A 22,377-nucleotide genomic window follows, 5' to 3' on the forward strand; every position below is an offset into this window, starting at 1 on the left:
TTTGCGAAGTCCCCGAATAAATTACATCCACACAGGGCAAGATATCGGCAATCCCTCTGTTCCTCGTGAAAAAGCAACGCTACAGCAGCTATTGCATTGTCTATGGAGGGAGGTGGACAGAGCATGGCCGCGACTGCCTATCACCCCATTGACATTCCCGCTGGATTCGCCGCTGTTCTGGCGCGGAACGGCGAGATGGGGCGGCTGATCGCGACATTCGACTGGGCCTCCACCCCATTGGGGCCGATCGCCGCATGGCCGCAAAGCCGCCGGACCGCGATCGGCATCATGCTGGCCTCCACCATCCCGATGGCGACGATCTGGGGGCCGGAGGCGATCCTGATCTACAATGCCGGCTATGCCGAAATGGCGGGCGACCGGCATCCGGCGATCCTGGGCAGCCCGCTGATCCAGGCCTGGCCCGAGTCGTCGGCCTTCCATGCGGAGGTCGTCGCGGCGGGCCTGAGCGGCCGGGCGCTGGCCTTTCGCGACCAGGCGATGCTGCTGGGCCACCGGGACGCGCCCGAACAGCATTGGCTGGACCTCGACTATATCCCGATCCCCGACGAGGACGGGGCCCCTGCGGGCATCATGGCGACCCTGATCGACAGCAGCACGCGGATGCGCGACCGCCAGGAGCGCGAGGCGGCCAGCGCCGCCGCGCGCGAGAGCGAGGGGCGGTTCCGCAACGTGGCGGATCATGCCCCGATCATCATGTGGCTGACCGATGCCGAGGGTCACTGCACCTATCTCAACCGCGCCTGGACCGCCCAGACGGGGCTGGCGGTCGAGCAGGGCCTGGACTTTCAGTGGCTAAAGGCGCTGCATCCCGACGACCGCGCGGCGGTAGAGGGGGCGTTCCGCAGCGCGACGCAGGATCGGACGGCGTTCAGCCTGGAATTCCGCCTGCTCCGCGCCGATGGCGAACATCGCTGGGCGATGGTCACCGCCATTCCCCGGATCGACGACGACGGCACCTATATGGGCATGGTCGGATCGGTGTTCGACACCGACGAACGCCGCCGCGCGGAGGCGACGCTGCGCGACGTCAATGCCGTGCTGGAACGCCGCGTGGTCGAGGCGCTGGCCGAGCGCAAGCTGTTCGCCGACATCATCGATTCGACCGGCACGATGGTCCAGGTGCTGGGGTTCGACCACCGCTATCTGGCGATCAACCGCGCCGCCGCCGAGGATCTGGAGCGCATCTTCGGCACCCGCCCGCAGATCGGCCAGAACAAGAGCGATGCGATGGCCGCGCGTCCCGAAATCCTGTCGATCATGCGCGACTATTGGACCCGCGCGCTGGCGGGCGAGGATTTCTCGGTCATCCAGGCGCTGGAGGACATGGCCGGCGAGCGGCGGCATTACGAGCTGCGCTTCAGCCCGCTGATCGCGGCCGACGGCACGCCGATCGGCGCCTATCAGTTCGCGACCGACGTGTCCGAGCGACTGGCCGCGCAGGAAAGGCTGGCCGATATGGAGGCGCAGCTGCGCCAGAGCCAGAAGATGGAGGCGGTCGGCCAGCTGACCGGCGGCATCGCGCACGACTTCAACAATCTGCTCCAGGTGGTGGTCGGCAATCTGGAGATGCTCGACCGCTTCCTGCCGATCGACGAGCATCCCCGCGCCAGGCGGGCGGCGACCAATGCGATGACCGGCGCGAAGCGGGCCGCGACGCTGACCCAGCGGCTGCTCGCCTTTTCGCGGCGGCAACCGCTGGCGCCGCAATCAGTCGACGCGGTCCGGCTGGTCGACGGGCTGTCCGACCTGCTGACCCGGACGCTGGGCGAACAGGTGTCGCTGGTGATCGAGGCCGCGCCCGACCTCTGGCCCGCCGAGGCCGACACCAACCAGCTGGAAAGCGCGATCCTGAACCTGGCGGTCAATGCGCGCGACGCGATGCCGCATGGCGGCACCCTGTCGATCACGCTGCGCAACGCCACGCTCGACGGGATGACGTCGATGGTCGCGGGGCCGGTCCCCTATCCCACCGATCCGGGCGATTATGTCGCGATCGATGTCAGCGACACCGGCATCGGCATGGACCGCGCGACGCTGGGTCGCGTGTTCGAGCCGTTCTTCACCACCAAGGAGGTGGGCAAGGGCACCGGGCTGGGCCTGTCGATGGTCTATGGCTTCGCCAAGCAGTCAGGCGGTCAGGTGCAGATCGAATCGCGCCCCGGCCAGGGCACCTGCGTCTCGCTGTTCCTGCCGCGTTTCTGTGGCGATGTGGCGTCGGTCGACGCGCCGCCCGCCCCCGCCATCCGCCCCGACCGGGGGTCCGAGACGATCCTGGTGGTCGAGGACGATCCCGATGTCCGCGCCTATTCGACCGAGGCGTTGCGCGAACTGGGCTATGACGTGCTGGAGGCGGAGGATGGCGGCTCCGCGCTGGCGCTGCTCGACGCGCCGGAGGCGTCGCGGATCGCGCTGTTGTTTTCCGATGTGGTGCTGCCCGGCGGGATGACGGGCGCCGACCTGGCGTCGGCGGCGCGCTCGCTCCACCCCGATCTGAAGGTGCTGTTCACCACCGGCTATGCCCGCGACGTGATCGTCCATGGCGGGCGGCTGGACGCAGGCGTCGCGCTGATCACCAAGCCGTTCGACTTCGCCGATCTGGCGGCGCGCATCCGGGCGATGCTGGACGAATAGGCGAAAGCCGCGAGGGGGGAGATGGAGCCGGATGCACGATCACCCGGCTCCGATCCGGTCAGCCGTGGCAGGCGCAACCGGCGTGGTCGCAGCCGGTACCGCCCGAATGATGCTGCGCGCAGGCATCGCTGCAGAAGGTGCGGCCTTCGGCCTCGACGGCCTTGCCGACGCTGACGATGCAGACGCAGTCGGTGCAGGCGCACTTCACTTGTTCGACGGTAACGGTCATTTCGACTTACTCCTCAAGGGCGTGATCGGGTTCGAGTACATGGTCCATCATGTTGGTCAGCATGGTGCGGATATGGCAGTCGGGCAGCTCGTAGAACACGTTCCGGCCCTGACGGCTCTGCTTGAGCAACCGTCCGGCCCGCAGCAGCCGCAGATGCTGCGAGACCAGGCTCTGGCTGATCCCCACTTCCTCGGTCAGATCGCCGACCGTGCGCGGACCGTCCAGGCATCCCACCACCAGCCGAAGCCGGTTGGGTTCGCCCAGCAGGCGGAACACGTCGGCGAGCAAAACGCCTTCATCCGGTGTCATGCAAACATCAACATATGAACACATCCTAATATATATACATCAATACTGATGTCAAGCGGGCGGCTTGGCAAGCATTTCCCATGGAACACAGGCTGTTGGTGAATCCAGGTGCGGGTCCGCCCCGGCAGGGACGCTTCGCCGGGCGCGGTTTTCGTTCTGCACCCGATTCGATACGTTGCGCGTTGGGTGGCCGGGTCCGAAAGCATGGGGGCACGAAAGGACGGGGATGGCATCACGGTTTCGGCAATTCTGGAGCGAGGAGGAATGGACCTTCGCGCCCCATGAACGGCCGACCATTCCCGGATCGCCCGGCAATTTCAGCCACCCCAACCGGCGCCGTATCGCCTATGGCCTGATCGCGGTGCTGATCGGACTCACCGGCGGGCTGGGCAATGCGCTGGTGTCAGTCAACACCCTGCAATTGCAGGGCGCATTGGGGCTGGACCCGACCGAGATCGCGTGGCTGCCCATCGTCTATGTGATGACCAACGCGTCGATCAACCTGTTGCTCATCAAGTTCCGCCAGCAATTCGGCCTGCGCCCCTTCGCGCTGCTGTTCGCGGGGCTTTATACCATCCTGGCCTTCGGGCATCTGTTCGTCCGCGACTTCTCGACCGCGATCGCGGTGCGCGCGGCCAGCGGCATGGCGGCGGCGGCGCTGTCGTCGCTGGGCCTCTATTACATGATGCAGGCGCTGCCCGCGAAATGGCGGTTGAAGGCGATCGTGCTGGGCATCGGCGTGCCGCAATGCGCGACGCCGCTGGCGCGGCTGTTCTCGCCCGAGCTGCTCGCCATGTCGCAGTGGCGGACGCTCTATCTCTTCGAGTTCGGGCTGGCGGCGGTCAGCTTGGCGGCGATCATCGGCTTGCGCCTGCCGCCCACCCAAAGGGTCAAGGCGTTCGAGCCGCTCGATTTCCTGACCTTCGCCCTCTATGCGCCCGCCATCGGGCTGTTTTGCGCGGTGCTGGGCCAGGGGCGGCTGGTCTGGTGGACGCAGGCGGCCTGGATCGGCTGGGCGCTGGCCTTCGCCATCCCGCTGCTCGCCGCCGCGCTGTGGATCGAGCATCACCGCACCAATCCGCTGCTCAACACGCGCTGGCTGGGATCGATGGACATCATCCGCTTCGCCATCGTCACGCTGATGGCGCGGATCGTGCTGTCCGAACAGAATTACGGCGCGGTCGGGCTGCTGACCACGCTGGGCCAGAATAACGACCAGTTCCGGACGCTGTTCACCATCGTCTTCATCGCCTCGGTCGCGGGCGTGGTGGCGAGCGCGGTGACGCTGGACGTGACGCGGCTGACCCATCCGATCATGTTCGCCATCGGACTGGTCGCCATCGCCGCCTTTGCCGACAGCTTCTCGACCAACCTGACCCGCGCGCCCGAGCTCTACGCGACGCAGGCGCTGATCGCCTTTTCGACGACCTTCTTCCTCGGCCCGTCGCTGCTCTTCGGCATGACCCGTGCGCTGCAACAGGGGGCGGGCCATGTCATCAGCTTCATCGCGCTGTTCGGGATGCTCAATTCGGTCGGCAGCCTGGGCGGCACCGCGCTGCTCGGCACCTATCAGACCATCCGCGAAAAGGCGCACAGCGCCGCCATCGTCCAGAATATCGACCCCACCGACCCGCAGGTGACGCAGCGTATCGCGGCGGGCGGCGCGCGTGTGTCGGGGGTGGTCGGCGACCCGACGCTCGCCCGTGCCGAGGGCGCCGCGCTACTGTCGCAGGCGGCCACGCGCGAGGCCAATATCCGTGCCTATAACGACGTCTTCCGGCTGGTCGCCGCGCTGGCGGCCGCCGTCACCCTCTTCCTCGCGCTGCTGACCTGGCGGCGCGCCCGCCGCGCCCGCGTCGCGGCCAGGGGACAGCCATGACCGACACCCGCTCGCCCGTATCGCCCACCCCCATGACCGAGCAGGCCGCCGCCGAGGCCGGGGTGCCGCCGCCCGCCCCGGCGCCCGTGCCCCCGCCCGCTCCGCCCCCCTCGTCCGCCTGGCGGCCGCCTTCGGGCGGATGGCGTTCGCGCGCGCTGATCGCGCTGCTGGTCATCGGCGGCGTCGCGGCGGTGCTGGCGGCGTGGCGGCTGCCGCCCTTCGCAAGCGACACCCAAGCGACCGACAATGCCTATGTCCGCGGCCGCACCACGGTGATCGCGCCGCAGGTCAGCGGCTATGTCACCGCCGTGCTGGTCAAGGATTTCGAGACGGTGCGCGCGGGCCAGCCGCTGGTGCGGATCGACGACCGTATCTATCGCCAGCGGGTCGACCAGGCGCGGGCGCAGGTCGCGGCACAGGCGGCGACGCTGGCCAATAGCCGCCAGGCCCAGGCGTCGCGGGTCGCCAGCCTGTCGGCACAGGACGCCGCCGTCGCCAATGCCGAGGCGCAGCTGATGCGCGCGCAGGCGGACATGGCGCGGGTCAACGACCTCGTCACCGACGGATCGGTATCCTTGCGCGAACGCGACCAGACGCTGGCGGCGCTGCGCCAGGCCCAGGCCGGGTTACGCCAGGCCCAGGCGGCACGCGCCATCGCGCAACAGGATGTGCGCACCGTCGTCGTCGGGCGCGGCGGGCAGCAGGCGGGCGTCTCGGGCGCCGAGGCCGCGCTCCGGCTGGCGCAGATCGATCTCGCCAACACCGTCATCCGCGCCCCCGAAAATGGCCGCCTGTCCGAAGTCGGCGTCCGGCTGGGCCAATATGTGACGGCGGGGTCGCAGCTGATGTTCCTGGTACCCCCCGAGACCTGGGTCATCGCCAACTTCAAGGAAGGCCAGACCGCGCGCATGGCGGTCGGACAGCCCGCCAGCTTCACCGTGGACGGGCTGAACAATGCGCGGCTGACCGGCCATGTCGAGCGCATCTCGCCCGCCGCCGGTTCCGAATTCGCGGTCCTGAAGTCGGACAATGCCACCGGCAACTTCACCAAGGTGCCGCAGCGTATCGCGGTGCGCATCCGCGTCGATCCGGGCCAGCCGCTCAGCCAGCGCCTCCGCCCCGGCATGTCGGTGCAGGCGCGGGTCAACACGTCGGGCGGGCCGGTGGTGCGATGAGGGCCGCGCCGCCCCTCGCCGCCGCGCTGATGCTGACCGCCTGTATCGGCCCGCGTCCCGAGCCCCCGGCGACCAGCGCAGTGGTGCCGCCGCCCGCCTGGCGCACCGCGCTCGGCCCCGGCAGCCCGATCGCGGCGGACTGGTGGCAGGCGTTCGGCGACCCGCAGCTGACCGCGCTCGTCGCCCGCGCGCTGGCCGACAGCCCCGATCTGGGCAGCGCCGCCGCGCGGGTCGAGGAAGCGCGCGCGCAGGAACGACTGGCGCGCGCGCAGCTGTCGCCCAACGTCACCGCCGGCCTCCCGCTGAGCGAGGGGCGCAGCGTCACCGCCTTCGGCACCGGGCTCGACCAGTTTGGCGCGCAACCGCTGGTCCAGGCCAGCTATGACTTCGACCTGTTCGGCCGGTTGCGCAGCGCCCGCGCCGCCGCACGCGCGCAGTTGCTGGCGACCGAGGCGGCACGCGACACGGTCCGCCTCGCGCTCGCCGCCGGGGTGGCCAGCGGCTATGTCACCTTATGCGCGCTCGACCACCGGCTGCACATCGCCGAGGAGACGCTGGACGCGCGGACCGAGGCGCTGCGCATCGCGCGGCGGCGGGCAACGACCGGCTATACCTCCAACCTCGAGCTGCGGCAGGCCGAGAGCGAGTTTCGCTCGACCCAGCAGTTGGTCGCCGCCGCGCGGCTGGCGGTCACCCGACAGGAAAATGCGCTCAGCGTACTGGTCGGCGGTACGCCGGGGCCGATCCCGCGCGGGCTGGCGATCGACCGGCTGGTCCGTCCCGCTATTCCCGACGGGCTGCCCGCCGACCTTCTCCGCCGCCGCCCCGACCTGTTCCAGGCCGAACAGGCGCTGGTCGCCGCCGACCGCTCGCTCGACAGTGCGCGCGCGGCGATGCTGCCCAGCCTGGGGCTGACGGGCACGGCGGGGGTGGTGCTGTCCAGCGCGCTGGCCGATCCGGTGACGATCTTCTCGATCGGGGGCAGCGTGCTCGCCCCGATCTTCGACGCGGGACGGCTGCGCGCCCAGGCGGATGCCAGCGCCGCGCGGCGCAACCAGGCCGCCTTCGCCTATCGCCGCACCGCGCTGACCGCGTTTCGCGAGGTGGACGACAGCCTCGCCTCGGTCCGCCGATCCGGCGAGCAGGCGGTGGCGCTCGCCGGACAGCGGGCCGCGCTGGCCGACGCGCTTCGCATCGCCTCCAACCGCTACCGCGCGGGCTATTCCTCCTATCTGGAACAGCTGGATGCGCAGCGCGGGCTGCTGAACGCCGAGCTGGCGCTGGCCGAGGCGCAGGCCAGCCAGCTGACCGCCTATATCACGCTGTATCAGGCGATGGGCGGCGGCTGGTCCGACGCGGCGATCCGTGCGACCCGGCAATAGGGGCCGGGCCTTGCGCGGTTGCCGCCATCGGTTTCGCGGGTCATGATCGGTCATGGAACGCAGGTCGGCGTGGCGCGCTAATGCCGCGAACCGATGGACCAATGGGAGATCCGATATGGGCGTGAATGTGATCTACAAGACCAGGGCAACGGCCACTGGCGGCCGCGACGGCGCGGCACGGTCGGAGGACGGCTCGGTCGACGTCAAGCTGGTGGTCCCCAAGGAAATGGGCGGTCCGGGCGGCGACGGCGCCAATCCGGAAAAGCTGTTCGCCGCCGGATACTCGGCCTGTTTCCTGGGCGCGATGAAGGCGGTTTCGGGCAAGGAAGGCGTCAAGGTGCCGCAGGATGCCACCGTCACCGCCGAGGTCGGCTTCGGCCCGCGTGAGGAGGGCGGCTACGGGATCACCGTCGACCTGCTCGTCAACCTGCCCGGCGTCGAGCCCGCTGATGGCGAGCGGCTGATGCACGCCGCGCATCAGGTCTGCCCCTATTCCAACGCGACCCGCGGCAATGTGGATGTCGGCCTGACCCTCGCCTGAGCCCGTTCGCCATCTCTATCCCAAGGCCCTTCGCCCCGGTGGCGGGGGGCCTTGGTCGTTTCGCCTTTTCCTCTCGGCCCCTTTCGACAAGGACCAACCATGCCCCGCCCCGCCGGCACCGAATCCTTCGCGCTCAACCAGACGATGCTGCGCATCCGCGATCCCAAGCCCTCGCTCGCCTTCTACCGGGACGTGCTGGGCATGACCCTGTTGCAGCAGCTCGATTTCGAGGAGATGCGCTTCTCGCTCTATTTCCTGGCCTATCTGGCCGATGGCGAAACCGTGCCCGAGGACCCCGCCGAGCGCGCGCGTTTCATCTTCAACCGCGAGACGACGCTTGAGCTGACGCACAATTGGGGAACCGAGTCGGATGCGGCGTTCCAGGGCTATCATGACGGCAATGCCGAACCGCGCGGCTTCGGCCATATCGGGATCAGCGTCGCCGATGTCGCCCAGGCCTGTGCACGATTCGAGTCGCTGGGCGTAACGTTCAAGAAGCGTCCCCAGGACGGCAAGATGAAGGATATCGCCTTCATCACCGATCCCGATGGCTATTGGATCGAAATCCTTTCTGCATCCGGAATGACGCGAACTCTTGATCCTAATCAATAATAGAGCGGATTGCTCCGGCTTTACTGACCATATCGAAACGGGATTTTTACCGGTCCTGTCCAATATGGCCATATAGGCCGGAGGAGCCGGGACAGGGCCCCTATCCTCCGTACCCCAGGCGCAGCTCCCTGCGCATGAGTTTTTGGAGGGTGTACCCCGATGTTGTCCTGGTTTGAAAAGACGGCGCCGATCCGTCTGAAGTTCGACGTGCTGACCATTGTCTATGGCGGGCTTGGTGCCATCGGGCTGGGCGCGACCATCGCGGCGAATGGCGGCTTTTCGTTCACGCTGCCCGTCATCGCGGCGACTTTGGCGCTGGCCGCGTCGATCCTGGTGATGCGGATCAGCCGCAAGCTGATCTGCGACCCCTATGTCGGCTCGGTCGTCGCCATGGAGGCGCTGGCCGCGGGCGATGTCCATCGCGAGATCCGGTACACCGATTACCGCGACTGCATCGGGCGGATCGCCAAGGCCATGCAGGTCTTCCAGCGCAATGCCGCCAATGTCCAGCAGGCCGCCGAGGCGCAGCAGATCGTCGTCGGCGCGCTGGGCAAGGGGCTGGGCGAACTGGCCGAGGGCAATCTGACCGTGGCGATCCAGGCGCCCTTCCCCGCCGATTACGAACGGCTGCGCAGCGACTTCAACCGCGCGGTCGAGGCGCTGTCGCGCGCGATGAGCGCGGTGACGGTGGCCACCCATGGCATCAACTCGGGCGCCAGCGACATCCGCCAGGCCTCCGACGACCTGTCGCAGCGCACCGAGCAGCAGGCCGCCAGCCTGGAGGAAACCGCCGCCGCGATGGACGAGATCAACTCGACCGTCCGCCAGACCGCGGAAGGCGCCACCCGCGCCAACCGCGCCGTCGCCGATGCCCGGATCGAGGCCGAACAATCGGGCGCCGTCGTCCGCCGCGCGGTCGAGGCCATGGCCGGGATCGAACGCGCGTCGAGCGAAATCTCCGAGATCATCAGCGTCATCGACGGCATCGCCTTCCAGACCAACCTGCTGGCGCTGAACGCCGGGGTCGAGGCCGCGCGCGCGGGCGACGCGGGCAAGGGCTTCGCGGTCGTCGCATCGGAAGTCCGCGCGCTGGCGCAGCGTTCGGCCGACGCGGCCAAGGACGTGAAGTCGCGCATCCTCGCCAGCTCCGAACAGGTCGAGGCGGGGGTCAGCCTGGTCAGCGAGACCGGCAAGGCGCTGGAGCGGATCATCGGCCAGATCGCCGAGATCAGCACGCTGGTCGAGAATATCGCCGGATCGGCGGAGAAACAGGCCAACGGGCTGCAGGAGGTCAACATCGCCGTGTCCGCGATGGACGGCGTGACCCAGCAAAATGCCGCGATGGTCGAACAGGCGACCGCCGCCGCCCGCTCGCTGGCGGTCGAGGCCGACAGCCTGGCCCGCGAGATCGCACGCTTCCGGGTCAATGCCCATTCGGGCGAAGGCTTTGCCGCCCCGGCGCCCGCACCCCGGCCGCAGCCGCAACCCCAGCCGGTCCACCAGATGCAGGAACGCGCCGCCGCCGCCGGACGCCGCATCGTCCAGACGGCGCGCACGTCCGCCCCGTCCACCGGCAATGCCGCGCTGGCGGTCAACGAGGACGACTGGACCGAGTTCTGACCGGCGCGCGCCTGAATATGGCGCAACCCACGCTTTTTTAACGACCTCTGATCCATTCTGTCATCGAACCCCGCGTCTGGAGTCTTCCCGTGACCGCTCTGTCCCTCGCCCCCGTGCTCGACACCACCGCCGCAGCCCCGTTGCGCCAGGCGCTGCTCGATCTGATCGCATCGGGCGATGCCATCGCGCTCGACGGCGCACAGGTGACCCAGGCGGGGCAGGCCTGCCTCCAGGTGCTGGCCAGCGCGCAGGCGATGGCGGCCTCGATCCGGACCGACTTCGAACTCCAGAACCCCTCCGAAGCGCTGGCTTCGATGATCGCACTGGCGGGGCTCGACACCCTCGTCGCCGCTGCCTGAAAGGCCCGACTCGATGAATCTCGATGAGATCCAGCAGATCTTCTTCCAGGAATGCGAAGAAGGCCTCGGCGCGCTGGAAACCGCCTTTGCCGATCTGAAGCGCGGCCGTCACGACGACGAGACGATCAACACCGTCTTTCGCGCGGTCCACTCGATCAAGGGCGGCGCGGGCGCCTTTGGGCATGAACGGCTCCAGCATTTCTCGCACCATTACGAAACGGTGCTCGACCTGATCCGCAACGGCACCCTGCCGCTGGGCGAGTCGCTGATCGACCTGATCGTCGCCGCGTTCGACACGCTGGCCGACCATGTCGCCGCCGCGCGCGGCGAGGGCGGCGTGCCTGCCGACGAGGCGATGCTGGAACGGCTGGACGCCGCCGCGAAGGGCGAGATCGCCAGCAGCACGGCCGAACCGGTCGTCGAGCCGGCCGCCGCCCCCGAGTCGCCCGCCGCCGCCGCCGCGCTGGACGATTTCGACGCGCTGTTCGCGATGCTGGAGGAGCCCGTCGCCCCGGTCGAGGCGGCCGCCCCCGAGTGGATCGTCACCGTCTATCCCGGCCCGCGCGCCTTCGATCACGGGGCCGAGCCGATGCTCGCGCTGCGCGAACTGGCGCGCATGGGCGGCCGCACCCTGTCCGCCGACCTGTCCGAGCTGCCGCTGCTCGACGGAATGGATGCCGAGCGCGCCTATATCGGCGTCACCATGGCGCTGCCCGGCGCGATCGACGAGGACGACATCCGCGCGGTGTTCGACTTCGCCGATCCGCAATGCCGCCTGACCGTCACCCGCAGCGACGCCGTATCGGCCGAGCCCGAAGCGGTCGCCGAACCCGTGGCCGAGCCCGAACCGCTCCCCATCGCCCCGGTCGAGGCCGCCCCCGCAAAGCCGGTCGTGATCGAACCCGCCGCGCCGGTGGTGGTCGCCGCCCCCGCCGCCCCGCCGCCGCCCGAGGCCGCCCCCGTCGTGTCGGTGACCGAGGCCGCCAACAGCCCGCGCGTCGCCGCCGCCGCCGCGCAGACGATCCGCGTCGATCTCGACAAGCTGGACCGGCTGGTCAATCTGGTCGGCGAGCTGGTCATCACCCAGGCGATGCTGGCGCAGCGCCTGTCCGAGAACGACATGGGTTCGATCTCCGAGCTGTCCGATCTCGACCACCTGACACGCGAGCTTCAGGATTCGACCATGGCGATCCGCGCGCAGCCGATGAAGACGGTGTTCAGCCGCGTGCCGCGCATCATCCGCGAACTGGAGGTCGAAACCGGCAAGCGCGTCCGCCTGGAGGTAGAGGGCGAGATGACCGAGGTCGACAAGACCGTGGTCGAGCGCATCGGCGAGCCGCTGACCCATCTGATCCGCAACGCCGTCGACCATGGCCTGGAAACCCCGGCGGACCGCAAGGCGCTGGGCAAGGACAGCGAGGGCGTGGTCACGCTGTCGGCCGCGCACCAGTCGGGCCGGATCGTCATCACGGTGGCCGATGACGGGCGCGGCATCGACCGCGCGCGCGTCAAGGCCAAGGCGATCGAGCGCGGCATCATCGCCCCCGACGCGCAGCTTTCCGAGGAAGAGATCGACAATCTGATCTTCGCCCCCGGCTTTTCGACCGCCGCCGTCGTCTCCAATATTTCCGGGCGCGGCGTCGGCATGGACGTGGTGCGCAAGAACATCCAGGCGCTGGGCGGCCGCATCGGCATCCAGTCCGAACTGGGCAAGGGGTCGAGCTTCTCGCTCAGCCTGCCGCTGACGCTGGCGGTGCTGGACGGCATGATCGTCACGGTCGGCGATCAGACCTTCGTCATCCCGCTGACCCATATCGTCGAGAGCCTGCGTCCCGGTGTGGACGAGGTGCATTTCGTCGGCGGCCAGTCGCCGCTGCTCGACGTGCGCGGCACCTATGTCCCGGTCCACCGCGTCGGCGAACAGCTGGGCGTGGGCGGCGCGACGCGGCAGCCCGAGGATGCGGTGCTGATCGTGGTCGAAAGCGACCAGGGCCAGGCCGTGCTGATGGTCGATTCGATCCAGGACCAGCGCCAGGTCGTCGTGAAGAGCCTGGAGGCCAATTACCGCGCCATCCATGGCCTGGCGGGCGCCACCATCCTGGGCGACGGCCGGGTCGCGCTGATCCTCGACGTCGATGCGCTGATCGGCCGCTGGCGGCGCGACGGGCGCAGCTCGGGCGCCTTCATCGAAGACCTGGCCGCGTGAACGCCTTCGCCGCCCTTCCCGAACGCGAGATGGAGTTCGCCTTCTCGGCGGCCGACCATCGCGCGATCGCGGATCTGATCTATGCCGAATCGGGCATCCTGCTGCCCGATACCAAGGCCAAGCTGATCTATGGGCGGCTGGCGCGGCGGTTGCGCGCCTGCGGGCTGTCGACCTTTCCCGATTATCTGGCGCTGGTCGCCAGCGATGCCGGGGAACGCGCCCGCGCGGTCGATGCGCTGACCACCAACCACACCGCCTTCTTTCGCGAAAACCATCATTTCGAACATTTTCGGGAATCGCTCTGGCCGGGCTTCGCCGAACGGCTGGCCTCGGGCGGGCGCGTGCGCGTCTGGTCGGCCGCCTGTTCCAGCGGCGAGGAACCCTATTCGCTGATGATGACGATCCTGGGCACCGACACCCGCGCCGCCGACAAGCTGGCGCGGCAGGATTTCCGGGTGCTGGCGACCGACCTGTCGCCCAGCGTCATCGCGACCGCGCGCGCGGGCCGCTATCCGCTCGACACCACGCGCGCCATGCCCGCCGCGATGCGATCGGCCTGGTGCCGCCGGGTCGGCGAGATGGACGAATTGTCGCCCGCACTGCGCGAACCGATCGCGTTCCGCGAGCTCAACCTGCTCCGCAAATGGCCGATGCGGCGGCCATTCGATGTGATCTTCTGCCGCAACGTCATGATTTACTTCGACGAACCGACCAAGGCCCAACTGCTTGCCCGCTTTGCCGACCAGCTGGTCGACGGCGGCATCCTCTACATTGGTCACGCCGAACGCATCCCGCCGGAAGTAGCGGCGCGCTTTCACTGCATCGGTCGCACCGCTTTCCAGAAAGTATCCTGATGGCCGTACGTACATTGATTGTCGACGACTCCCCCACCATGCGCGCCTTGATCGCGGGGATGCTCAGCCGCGACCCCGATATCGAAGTGGTCGGCGCGGCCAACGGACCGCACCAGGCGCGCGAGATGATCAAGGCGCTGGACCCGGACGTCATCACGCTGGACGTCGAGATGCCCGACATGAACGGGCTCGACTTCCTCGAGCGGGTCATGCGGCTGCGTCCGATGCCGGTGGTCATGCTCTCGACGCTGACCCAGGCGGGCGCGGACACCACCATCCGCGCGCTGGAGCTGGGCGCGGTCGAATGCTGCGCCAAGCCCGCGACCAACTGCGTCGATCCGCGCATCGCCGAGAGCGTCAAGGCCGCCGCGAGCAGCCGCCGCATCCGCGTGCGCGACATGACGCCCGCCGCGCCGGTGCCGATGGCCGATTTCAAGCCGATCCCCGGCTCGCTGATCGCGATCGGCGCGTCGACCGGCGGGGTCGAGGCGCTGATCCAGGTGCTGAGCGGCTTTCCCGCCAACTGCCCGCCGACCGTCATCGTGCAGCATATGCCCGCGACCTTCACGACCAGCTTCGCCGCCCGGCTCGACCGGCTGTCCAAGCCGACCGTGGCCGAGGCGCGCCATGGCCAGCCGCTGCTGCCCGGCCATGTCTATCTCGCGCCCGGCGGCACCCATCACATGGAGGTCGGCGGCACCGAGGGCCAGTATCGCGCCCGCCTGATCCCCGACGATCCGACCAGCGGCCACCGCCCCTCGGTCGACCGCCTGTTCCACAGCGTCGCCAAGAATGTCGGCACCAAGGCGGTCGGCGCGATCCTGACCGGCATGGGCCGCGACGGCGCCGACGGCCTGCTCGCGATGCGCGGCAAGGGCTGCTTCACCGTCGGCCAGGACCGTGACAGCTGCGTCGTCTATGGCATGCCCGGCGTCGCGCAGGAGGTGGGTGCGGTGACCAAGCAATTGACGCTGACGCGTATCGCGCCCGCGCTGATCGACCGGTGCCGGGCGTGATCGTCGCCATGGCCCAGTCCTTTCCGCCGCCGCCGTCGTTCACCCGGCTGGCGCATCGCGACGGTCTTCGCCGGATCAACGTGATCCAGGGGGAAACCCGCGTCAGCCAGGACAAGGAGGTCGTGCTGACCACCGTGCTGGGCAGCTGCATCTCGGCCTGCCTGTACGATCCGGTTGCGGGAATCGGCGGTCTGAACCATTTTTTGCTCGCCGAACCGGGTGCCGCGGAAACCGATCCTAAATCCATGCAGCGCTATGGCGTCTATGCGATGGAAGTTCTGATCAACGCGATGATGGCGCTCGGCGCCCAGCGGCACAGCCTGAAGGCCCGGCTGTTCGGCGGGGCGATGATGCGCGACGGGTTCCGCGACATCGGCACCGCCAATGCGCAGTTCGCCCGCCGTTTCCTGGCGGACGAGCGGATCGCGCTGGTCGGCGAGGATGTCGGCGGGATCAGCGCGCGTCGCGTCGAGTTCCGCCCCGCGCTGGGCCTGGCCCGGTGCCGCCATGTGACGGATACGGCGGTTCCGGCACCGCGCGCCGCACGCCCCGCTCCACCACCCCCACCCGCCGCGACCGGCGACGTGGAATTCTTCTGATGACTCTCGATACCTCCATGAAAGGCCCATTCGTGTCCCAACTCATCATGACCGTGGACGATTCGCCCAGCATGAGAATGCTTCTGCGCGCCGCGCTCACCGATATGGGATATCGGGTGCTCGAGGCCGAGGACGGCGTTCATGCGCTCGACACGCTGGACGGAGTCACCGCCGACACCGCGCCCGATCTGGTCATCACCGACATCAACATGCCCCGCATGGACGGTTTCGGCCTGATCGAGGCGCTGCGCCGCCAGCCCGGCCACCGCAACCTGCCGATCCTGGTGCTGACCACCGAAAGCTCCGACGAGAAGAAGGCGCGCGCGCGCGAGGCGGGGGCGACCGGCTGGATCGTCAAGCCCTTCAACCCCGAAAAGCTCGCCGCGGCCATCCGCCGCGTGCTGCACTGATCCCCTGATCCCGAGGAACCCGACCATGTCGCGTCAGCTCATCACCTTCCAGCTCGGCGACCAGATACTGGGCGTCGACATCATGGCCATCCGCGAGATCCGCGCCTGGTCGCCCGCGACCCCGCTGCCAAACGTGCCCGCGCATGTGCGCGGCGTGGTGAACCTGCGCGGCGTGGTCCTGCCGGTCCTCGACCTGCGGCACCGGCTGGGCTGGGGCGTGACCGATCCGAGCGCCCGGCACGTCATCATCGTGGTGCGGATCGGCGAGCAGCTCCAGGGCCTGATCGTCGATGCGGTCAACGACATCGTGACCATCCCGCCCGAGGCGATGCAGCCCCTGCCCGACATGGGCGAGGCGACGGCGGCGCATTATCTGGAAGGGCTGGCCACGATCGAACAGCGGCTGATCCTGATCCTGGCGCTCGACCGCCTGTCCGATAGCGTTTCGTTAACCGCCGAAGCCGCATAAATCCCTGGTTTCTGTGTGATAGCGGCGGATCCGTTGGAAGGTATTGGGTAATGGCGGACGTTAAGGTTCTTGTCGTCGACGACTCGCTGACGATGCGGGTTCTGATCTCGGGCGCGCTGGAGCGGATCAAGGGCGTGACCGTGGTCGGTGCGGCCGACGGTGCGCAGGAAGCGCGCAAGATGGTCGACCAGTATCGACCCGAGGTGATGACCCTCGACGTCGAGATGCCGGGCATGAGCGGGCTGGACTATCTGGCCGAGATCATGACGGAACGGCCGATGCCGGTCATCATGTTCTCGACCCGGACCGCCGCGGGCGCCGCCGAATCGGTCGAGGCGCTGCGGCTGGGTGCGATCGACTGTTTCCCCAAGCCCAAGGTCGCGGTGCAGGCCGAGCTGGACGACATCATCGGCAAGCTGGGCAAGCGGATCAAGTCGGCGCGCAACGCCGATCTGAAGCGCGCCAAGGCGGGCAAGCTGGCCGCCGCGCGCAAGGCGCCCGCCGCCGACATGAACTGGAACGGCCGCCTGCTGGCGATCGGCGCGGATGCGGCGAACACCCAGGCGCTGTTCGACCTGTTCCAGACCTTCCCCGCCAACTGCCCGCCGACCCTGGTCGTGCAGCAGATGAGCCCCGGCCTGCTCGGTCCGATGATCGAGCAACTGCGCGAACAGATCGCGCCCAAGGTCGTCGAGGCGACCGACGGCATGAAGGTGGAACAGGGCACCATCTATTTCGCGCCGCAGGGCGAGACGCACATGGTCGTGGACAGCTGGCCCGAAGGCTCCATCCGCCTGCTCGCACGCGAGCCGGTGGCGGGCGAGCGTCCCTCCATCTCGCTGCTGTTCGCCTCGGTCGCCAAGGCGGCGGGGAGCAACAGCCTGGGCGTGCTGGTCGCGCTGGACGACGAGGACGGCGCGGCGGGCCTGCGCGCGATGATGGCGGGCGGGGCCTATGCCATCGGGCGCAACGGCACCGACTTCACCTTGTCCAAGGGCATGGCGTCGCAGCCGATCGCGGGCGACGCGATCGCCGCCAACATCCTCAAGCTCTGTAGCAAGTGACCATGGTCGCGCACGATCCCATGCCGGGAATGGAGCGCGAGCTGGCGCTGGCGCTGGCCGAGGAGCTGGTCGACCTGACCCGCTCCCTGGCCGAGCTGGCCTATGACCTGGGCAGCGACAGCGATACGCTGCGCCGCCACATGGTCAGCATCCAGTCGGTCGACCGGATCACCCAGACCCAGCTCGCCATCGCCGACATCCTGCGATCCGACGCGCCGGTGGCCGCGCGGATCGAGGGGGTCACGCTGGAAACGCTGGCGGATCGCCTGCGCGAACGGACCGCGCGCGCCGCCTGACCCCTTAGTCGACCCGCCGAGCGATCAGCGCGCGGCCATACGCTCGATCAGCGGGCGCATGGTGCCCAGCCATTGGCGCATCCCGGTGCGGGCCTGCTCGCTCAGACTCAACAGCGTCAGCCGACGATCGGTCGGATGCGGCGCATTCTCGAACATCCCCATCGACAACAGCATGTTGATCCAGCGGACCGCCGTGGTGCGCGGCACGCCCGAAGCGCGATAGCAGGCGCTGGTCTCCACCTGTCGCCCCTCCTCTTCCTCCAGAAAGACGAAGAGCAGCATGTCGAACGCCGGATCGGCGAACAGCGACGAATCGAAGAAGCGCCCGATCCCCTCGCGCGCGGAGCGGACCACCCGCCCGATCTCGACCGGCGTGATGCGCGCCTCCGCCTCGGAGCGGACCAGGGTTTCCACCGCCTCCAGCTCGGCACGGATCCGCCGCAGCCTGTCGTCGATCCCCTCGGACACAGGTTCCGCCCCGATATCGAAGCGGTCGCTCATGACCTGCATTCCCCAGCCCATTCCATCGATCCCCCAAACCGTCCTTGCGGCGCGTCGCGACATATTCCGGTTATGCCGCAGCGCCGCAATTCATGAACGGGAAGATGTCAGCTAATCTGTCCTAAGTTAATCAGAAACTTGTCCGCAAAGGCGCCAATTTGCTCCCGCTTCGGAGCGATCGGCACGGGAGAGTCCGTCGGAAACGCGCTGGAGGCGCGTCTGGGCGGTACCGGCCCGCTCCCCCGCCCGGCCTCCCACAGAATATCCTGGATGGGAGGCCGGGCGGGGAGCGGGCCGGTGCCGCTGAAACGTCAGAAGAACAGCTTGCGCACCGACAGGCGGACGGTGCGACCGAGCGGATCGAGATAGCCCGGCTGATAGCCGATCGGCACCGTGCCGGTCGAATCGGTCACTCGCTGGCGCTGGTTGAACAGATTGTCGACCGACAGGCTGACCCGCATGCCCCGGACCCAGGGATGCGCGCGGACCAGATCGAGCCGCTGGCCCAGATCGGCGAACAGGCGGAAATCGACCGTCGCCAGGCTGCCGAAGTCGAGCGCCTGCGGATTGGCCGCCGTGCCGCCATTGACCCGCGTCGCGCTGCGCCAGTTGCCCGAGAAACGCAGGCCCAGCCCGTTATTGTTATAGCCCGCCTGCGCCTCCAGCTGGTGGCGCGAGCTGCCGCCGCTCGACCCGACCGCGTCGCCGCGCAACAGGTCGAGGACGGGGCCGCCATCGGCGACGGTGACACGGTCGGCGAAGGTCCAGGTGTGATAGAGCGCGAATTGCACGCGGCCACCGCCACGACCGCCGCCAAAGCCGCCGCCGCCGCCGCGAAAACCGCCACCGCCGCCCGGCCCGCGATCCGGTCCGGCACCACCGGGGCCGCCGGGGCCGCCGGGACCACCGGGGCCGCCGCCCGGTCCACCGCCGGGCCCCTCGCCACGTGGACCGTCCGGTCCGCCGGGGCCACCGCGCGCGCCGGGGAAAGTCATCCCCGCAAAGGGATTGGGGCCGGTCCCGGCGCGGAACGCCTCCAGTTCCTTCTGGATCTTGGACTTGATCGGCCTGGAGAAGTTGATCCCCCAGCGCAGCTGCGACCGCTCGGTCCGCGCGAAGTTGATCGGGCGCGAATCGACGCGCAGCAGATTGCCCGCCGCATCGCGGGTGAACCGGTCGGGAAAGGCCGCCTCGATCGCGGCGGTGGGCGTCGGGAAGGACGCGATCGGATCGTCGGTCGAGATGCGGAAATAATTGGCGGTCAGGTTGATGTCGCGGTCGTTCCACGGCTTCACCGTCGCGCCCAGCTTCATGACATGGCGATTGTCCGCGACCAGCGCGGGGTTGCCGCCGCTGACCGACGTCACCGTCGCGGTCGTGCCGCTGACATAGTCGAACAGCCGGACATTGGGGGTGGTGATCGTCGGATTGCCCAGCTGCTGCGGGGTGGGCGCATCCTCCTGATCGGTCCAGGACGCGATGAAGCGCACCCCCTCCAGCGGCGACCAGTTCGCGCCGTAACCGACCGTGGTCAGCGTGCCGAAGTCCGACAGATGATCCGCCCCGCCATTGACGTTCAGCGACAGGTCGCCGATCGCGCTCAGGATGCCGCGATCGCGATTGGCGATGGGGAAGTCGAGATTGACCTGCCCGTTGACGATGTCGCGCGACACCTCGCCGGTCTGGACGGTGCCGAACCGGGTCGAGCGGCTGGAGAAATCATTGGTCTCGCCGCCCAGCTTGACGCTGGCCTGCACGTCGCCCGCAGGCAGTGCGAAGACCCGGCCGTTGAGCAGCGCGTCGATCTCGCCGGTCGAGGAGGTCGACCGCGCATAGTTGCGCGCCGCCAGCCCCAGCCCGTCGAGCGGCCCGAAGGGGTTGGCGGTCGGATCGCCCGCGTTCAACCGCGCCTGAAGCCCCGTCACGTCCAGCCCGGTGTCGGTGGCGACACGGCTTTCGGTCCGGTCATAGGCGCCGGTCAGCGACCAGCGCCACCGGCCCAGATCGCCGTTGAACACGGTGCCCAGATGCGCGGTCAGCCCGGTATTGTCCTGGACCAGCGGGCCATAGGCATCGCTCAACCGACTGATCGTCGCATTGGTCGACAGCGGGGAGTAGGGATTGCCCGCCGGCAGCGTCAGGCTGGCCGAGGGCAAGCCGTTCCAGCTGTTGCTCTGCGTCGTCTCCAGCTGTGCGTTGAACGAGGCCGCGACCTTGTCGAAGATGTTGCGCGCATAGACGATGTTCGCGCCGAACTGGCGCTGCGCCGATTGCAGCGTGCGATAGGGGGTGACGTCGGTGCTGTTGGTCGGGCTTGCCGCGAGTTGCGTCAGCGTCGGCGCGCCGCTCAGCCCGGTGGGAATGCCGACCACGCTGGGCGTCCGGCCGGTCAGCGCGACCAGCGCCGGATCGCTGCTGACCAGATTGCCGCCCAGCGCGGCGTTGCTGGCGGGGGCGGTGATATCGCGCTCGGCCTCGGTCAGCCGCGACGTTTCCTGATAATCGGCATGGATGCTCAGCCGCTTGTCGCGCCGGATGGCCAGCCAGTCGAGCCGCCCCTGCCCCTGTGCCGAGCCGCCCTCGGTCGGGGCCAGCGCGATCGCCTCGGTCGCCAGCGAGCGGAAGCGCGGGCGCAGGACGAAGTTCACGACCTTCTGGTCGGGGCGATAGCCGAATTTGAGCGATACTTCCTCGGGCAGGATGTCGACGCGCAGGATCGCCTCGGTCGGCAGGTCGCGAATCTCCTGGAAGCCCGCGATGCGCCGCCCGTTGAGCAGGATCACCGGCGACCCGCCGCGCCCGCTGGTCGTCTGCGGCGCGAGTTCGGTCAGCAGGTCGGCGACGCTCGACACGCCATAGCTGCGGATGTCGGCGGGGCTCAGCTGCTGGTCGGGCGGGATGTCGCCCGGCACGGTGCCCGGCGGACGGCGGCCGTTGACGACGACGTCGCCCTCGCCGCCTTCCTCCTCTTCGGCCTCGGCCTGCGGGGCCTGGGCGCCCGAGGTCCGGCCCTGGGGCTTCTCCGCCTGCGGAGCGGTGGCGGCCGGGGCGGCGGCCGCATTTCCGGTAACCGCATTTCCGGTAGCCGGGGCGGGTGTCGCGGCGGTCGGACCTTGCGGCGTCGCGGCCTCCTGCGCCTGTGCGATCGCCGGCATGGCACTCGCCAGCATCAAACCCGCCCAAAGCCGCATCGTTCGCCCTTTTCCCAAATCCTGTCGTTGGGCGTTAGGACGCAAATGTCGCACAAATGTGCCGCCCGCGACGACAAATGTCGCAGGGATGCGGAGCGGTGGTCATTCCTCCCCTCGCGGGGAGGAACGGGTCAGCCCGCGAACGCCTTTTCGATCACATAAGCGCCCGGCTGCGCGTTCGAGCCTTCGGGGAAGCCCATGGCCTCGAACCTGGCGCCCAGCGACTTGATCATCTCCATGCTGCCGCACATCATGATCCGGTCGGTCTCGGGATTGAAGCCGTGCGCGCTGGGGAGCCCGGCGAACAAGCGGCCATCGTCGATCAGCGCGTCGATGCGGCCGGTGGTGTGGAACGGCTCGCGCGTGACGGTCGGGACGTAATGGAACTTCTCCGCCGCGACCTCGCCCACCAGGGGATCCTCGGCCAGCTTGCCCGCCAGCTCGTCATGGAAGGCCAAGTCGCTGACCCGGCGGACCGAGTGGACGATCACCACCTCGTCGAACATGTCATAGATGTCCGGATCGCGCGCGACCGACAGGAAGGGGGCCAGCCCCGTGCCGGTCGACAGCATGAACAGCCGCTTGCCGGGCAGCAGCGCATCGGCGACCAGCGTGCCGGTGGGCTTGCGGCCCAGATAGATATGGTCGCCCGGCTGCACCTTTTGCAGCTTGCTGGTCAGGGGGCCGTCCTCGACCTTGATCGACAGGAAGTCGAGCTTCTCGTCATAGGAGGGGCTGGCGACCGAATAGGCGCGGAGCAGCGGCTTGCCGTTGTCGCCCTGCAACCCGATCATCACGAATTCGCCCGAGCGGAAGCGGAAGCTGTCGGGGCGCGAGATCGCGAAGGAGAAGAGATGCTCGTTCCAGTGATGGACGCTCTGAACCGTCTCGACGCTCAGCGCCGCGGTCGGGGTCAGTTCGGGCAGAACAGTATCGGTCGACAAACCACGCACTCCTTGGGGCCCGCCCCGCGCCGCCGGTCGATCGGCGGGCGGGCGAACAGTCAGTTTCGA

At 68.7% G+C, this 22,377-nt stretch carries 21 protein-coding genes; 16 read left to right on the forward strand and 5 right to left on the reverse strand.

What is annotated here, in order from left to right:
- Positions 1–123: 123 nt before the first annotated feature.
- Complete coding sequence (locus QE363_RS18585; RefSeq protein WP_309697674.1) at positions 124–2,652, forward strand: PAS domain-containing protein; 2,529 nt, start codon at positions 124–126, stop codon at positions 2,650–2,652.
- 58 nt (positions 2,653–2,710) lie between these two features.
- Here the strand turns inward: QE363_RS18585 and QE363_RS18590 are convergent, their stop codons facing one another.
- Positions 2,711–2,881, reverse strand: a complete 171-nt coding sequence (locus QE363_RS18590) for a metallothionein (RefSeq protein WP_307100993.1) — start codon at positions 2,879–2,881, stop codon at positions 2,711–2,713.
- A gap of 6 nt (positions 2,882–2,887) precedes the next feature.
- On the reverse strand, positions 2,888–3,190 hold the full coding sequence (locus QE363_RS18595; RefSeq protein WP_307100995.1) for a helix-turn-helix transcriptional regulator: 303 nt from the start codon (positions 3,188–3,190) through the stop codon (positions 2,888–2,890).
- Between the two features lie 226 nt (positions 3,191–3,416).
- Between QE363_RS18595 and QE363_RS18600 the strand changes: the two genes are divergently transcribed.
- The 15 genes from QE363_RS18600 to QE363_RS18670 all read left to right on the forward strand — a co-directional run bounded on the left by QE363_RS18600 (position 3,417) and on the right by QE363_RS18670 (position 17,672).
- Entirely contained in the window at positions 3,417–5,069 is a 1,653-nt protein-coding gene (locus tag QE363_RS18600) for an MFS transporter (RefSeq protein WP_309697678.1), read from the forward strand.
- Complete coding sequence (locus tag QE363_RS18605) at positions 5,066–6,244, forward strand: HlyD family secretion protein (RefSeq protein WP_309697680.1); 1,179 nt, start codon at positions 5,066–5,068, stop codon at positions 6,242–6,244. Before QE363_RS18600 ends, QE363_RS18605 begins: the two co-directional genes overlap by 4 nt.
- Positions 6,241–7,626, forward strand: coding sequence for an efflux transporter outer membrane subunit (locus tag QE363_RS18610; protein WP_309697682.1), 1,386 nt, complete (start codon positions 6,241–6,243; stop codon positions 7,624–7,626). Before QE363_RS18605 ends, QE363_RS18610 begins: the two co-directional genes overlap by 4 nt.
- 115 nt (positions 7,627–7,741) lie before the next feature.
- The gene (locus QE363_RS18615) at positions 7,742–8,167 is read left to right on the forward strand and encodes an organic hydroperoxide resistance protein (protein WP_309697684.1); all 426 of its coding nucleotides are present in this window, start codon (positions 7,742–7,744) and stop codon (positions 8,165–8,167) included.
- Positions 8,168–8,266: 99 nt separating this feature from the next.
- Positions 8,267–8,779, forward strand: a complete 513-nt coding sequence (gloA, locus tag QE363_RS18620; protein WP_307101004.1) for a lactoylglutathione lyase — start codon at positions 8,267–8,269, stop codon at positions 8,777–8,779.
- Positions 8,780–8,938: 159 nt separating this feature from the next.
- Positions 8,939–10,399: a methyl-accepting chemotaxis protein gene (locus QE363_RS18625; RefSeq protein ID WP_309697686.1), complete on the forward strand. Its 1,461-nt coding sequence runs from the start codon at positions 8,939–8,941 to the stop codon at positions 10,397–10,399.
- Positions 10,400–10,488: 89 nt separating this feature from the next.
- Positions 10,489–10,758 carry a lipid asymmetry maintenance protein MlaB gene (locus tag QE363_RS18630; protein ID WP_307101010.1) on the forward strand — a complete coding sequence of 90 codons (270 nt, stop codon included), beginning with the start codon at positions 10,489–10,491 and terminating at the stop codon, positions 10,756–10,758.
- Between the two features lie 13 nt (positions 10,759–10,771).
- Positions 10,772–12,964: a chemotaxis protein CheA gene (locus tag QE363_RS18635; protein ID WP_309697689.1), complete on the forward strand. Its 2,193-nt coding sequence runs from the start codon at positions 10,772–10,774 to the stop codon at positions 12,962–12,964.
- Positions 12,961–13,818 (forward strand): CheR family methyltransferase, encoded by an 858-nt coding sequence (locus tag QE363_RS18640; RefSeq protein ID WP_309697691.1) that lies wholly within the window; start codon positions 12,961–12,963, stop codon positions 13,816–13,818. The genes QE363_RS18635 and QE363_RS18640 overlap by 4 nt, the downstream gene beginning before the upstream one ends.
- Positions 13,818–14,834, forward strand: coding sequence for a chemotaxis response regulator protein-glutamate methylesterase (locus QE363_RS18645; protein ID WP_307101016.1), 1,017 nt, complete (start codon positions 13,818–13,820; stop codon positions 14,832–14,834). The genes QE363_RS18640 and QE363_RS18645 overlap by 1 nt, the downstream gene beginning before the upstream one ends.
- Before the next feature lie 8 nt (positions 14,835–14,842).
- Complete coding sequence (locus QE363_RS18650) at positions 14,843–15,433, forward strand: chemotaxis protein CheD (RefSeq protein ID WP_309698244.1); 591 nt, start codon at positions 14,843–14,845, stop codon at positions 15,431–15,433.
- A 32-nt stretch (positions 15,434–15,465) separates the two neighbouring features.
- Positions 15,466–15,843, forward strand: a complete 378-nt coding sequence (locus QE363_RS18655) for a response regulator (protein WP_056436364.1) — start codon at positions 15,466–15,468, stop codon at positions 15,841–15,843.
- 25 nt (positions 15,844–15,868) lie between these two features.
- Entirely contained in the window at positions 15,869–16,312 is a 444-nt protein-coding gene (locus QE363_RS18660; RefSeq protein ID WP_307101021.1) for a chemotaxis protein CheW, read from the forward strand.
- 50 nt (positions 16,313–16,362) lie between these two features.
- A complete protein-coding gene (locus tag QE363_RS18665; RefSeq protein WP_307101024.1) occupies positions 16,363–17,376 on the forward strand; it encodes a chemotaxis protein CheB in 1,014 nt (337 codons plus the stop codon).
- A 2-nt stretch (positions 17,377–17,378) separates the two neighbouring features.
- Complete coding sequence (locus tag QE363_RS18670; RefSeq protein ID WP_307104648.1) at positions 17,379–17,672, forward strand: hypothetical protein; 294 nt, start codon at positions 17,379–17,381, stop codon at positions 17,670–17,672.
- A 24-nt stretch (positions 17,673–17,696) separates the two neighbouring features.
- Here the strand turns inward: QE363_RS18670 and QE363_RS18675 are convergent, their stop codons facing one another.
- From QE363_RS18675 to QE363_RS18685, 3 genes are all read right to left on the reverse strand, one after another.
- The gene (locus tag QE363_RS18675; RefSeq protein ID WP_309697695.1) at positions 17,697–18,173 is read right to left on the reverse strand and encodes a hypothetical protein; all 477 of its coding nucleotides are present in this window, start codon (positions 18,171–18,173) and stop codon (positions 17,697–17,699) included.
- A 311-nt stretch (positions 18,174–18,484) separates the two neighbouring features.
- Positions 18,485–21,364, reverse strand: coding sequence for a TonB-dependent receptor (locus QE363_RS18680; protein WP_309697697.1), 2,880 nt, complete (start codon positions 21,362–21,364; stop codon positions 18,485–18,487).
- 131 nt (positions 21,365–21,495) lie between these two features.
- Complete coding sequence (locus QE363_RS18685; RefSeq protein WP_309697699.1) at positions 21,496–22,308, reverse strand: ferredoxin--NADP reductase; 813 nt, start codon at positions 22,306–22,308, stop codon at positions 21,496–21,498.
- Positions 22,309–22,377: the final 69 nt, after the last annotated feature.

It is taken from the genome of Sphingomonas sp. SORGH_AS_0870 (assembly GCF_031453175.1).
In the GTDB taxonomy this organism is placed as follows: Bacteria; Pseudomonadota; Alphaproteobacteria; order Sphingomonadales; family Sphingomonadaceae; genus Sphingomonas.

Bases quoted from the DNA above. Each gene is read 5' to 3' on its own strand.
- QE363_RS18585 (WP_309697674.1), top strand. From the start codon at position 124: ATGGCCGCGACTGCCTATCACCCCATTGACATTCCCGCTGGATTCGCC.
- QE363_RS18590 (WP_307100993.1), bottom strand. From the start codon at position 2,881: ATGACCGTTACCGTCGAACAAGTGAAGTGCGCCTGCACCGACTGCGTC.
- QE363_RS18595 (WP_307100995.1), bottom strand. From the start codon at position 3,190: ATGACACCGGATGAAGGCGTTTTGCTCGCCGACGTGTTCCGCCTGCTG.
- QE363_RS18600 (WP_309697678.1), top strand. From the start codon at position 3,417: ATGGCATCACGGTTTCGGCAATTCTGGAGCGAGGAGGAATGGACCTTC.
- QE363_RS18605 (WP_309697680.1), top strand. From the start codon at position 5,066: ATGACCGACACCCGCTCGCCCGTATCGCCCACCCCCATGACCGAGCAG.
- QE363_RS18610 (WP_309697682.1), top strand. From the start codon at position 6,241: ATGAGGGCCGCGCCGCCCCTCGCCGCCGCGCTGATGCTGACCGCCTGT.
- QE363_RS18615 (WP_309697684.1), top strand. From the start codon at position 7,742: ATGGGCGTGAATGTGATCTACAAGACCAGGGCAACGGCCACTGGCGGC.
- gloA (WP_307101004.1), top strand. From the start codon at position 8,267: ATGCCCCGCCCCGCCGGCACCGAATCCTTCGCGCTCAACCAGACGATG.
- QE363_RS18625 (WP_309697686.1), top strand. From the start codon at position 8,939: ATGTTGTCCTGGTTTGAAAAGACGGCGCCGATCCGTCTGAAGTTCGAC.
- QE363_RS18635 (WP_309697689.1), top strand. From the start codon at position 10,772: ATGAATCTCGATGAGATCCAGCAGATCTTCTTCCAGGAATGCGAAGAA.
- QE363_RS18645 (WP_307101016.1), top strand. From the start codon at position 13,818: ATGGCCGTACGTACATTGATTGTCGACGACTCCCCCACCATGCGCGCC.
- QE363_RS18650 (WP_309698244.1), top strand. From the start codon at position 14,843: ATGGCCCAGTCCTTTCCGCCGCCGCCGTCGTTCACCCGGCTGGCGCAT.
- QE363_RS18660 (WP_307101021.1), top strand. From the start codon at position 15,869: ATGTCGCGTCAGCTCATCACCTTCCAGCTCGGCGACCAGATACTGGGC.
- QE363_RS18665 (WP_307101024.1), top strand. From the start codon at position 16,363: ATGGCGGACGTTAAGGTTCTTGTCGTCGACGACTCGCTGACGATGCGG.
- QE363_RS18670 (WP_307104648.1), top strand. From the start codon at position 17,379: ATGGTCGCGCACGATCCCATGCCGGGAATGGAGCGCGAGCTGGCGCTG.
- QE363_RS18675 (WP_309697695.1), bottom strand. From the start codon at position 18,173: ATGAGCGACCGCTTCGATATCGGGGCGGAACCTGTGTCCGAGGGGATC.
- QE363_RS18680 (WP_309697697.1), bottom strand. From the start codon at position 21,364: ATGCGGCTTTGGGCGGGTTTGATGCTGGCGAGTGCCATGCCGGCGATC.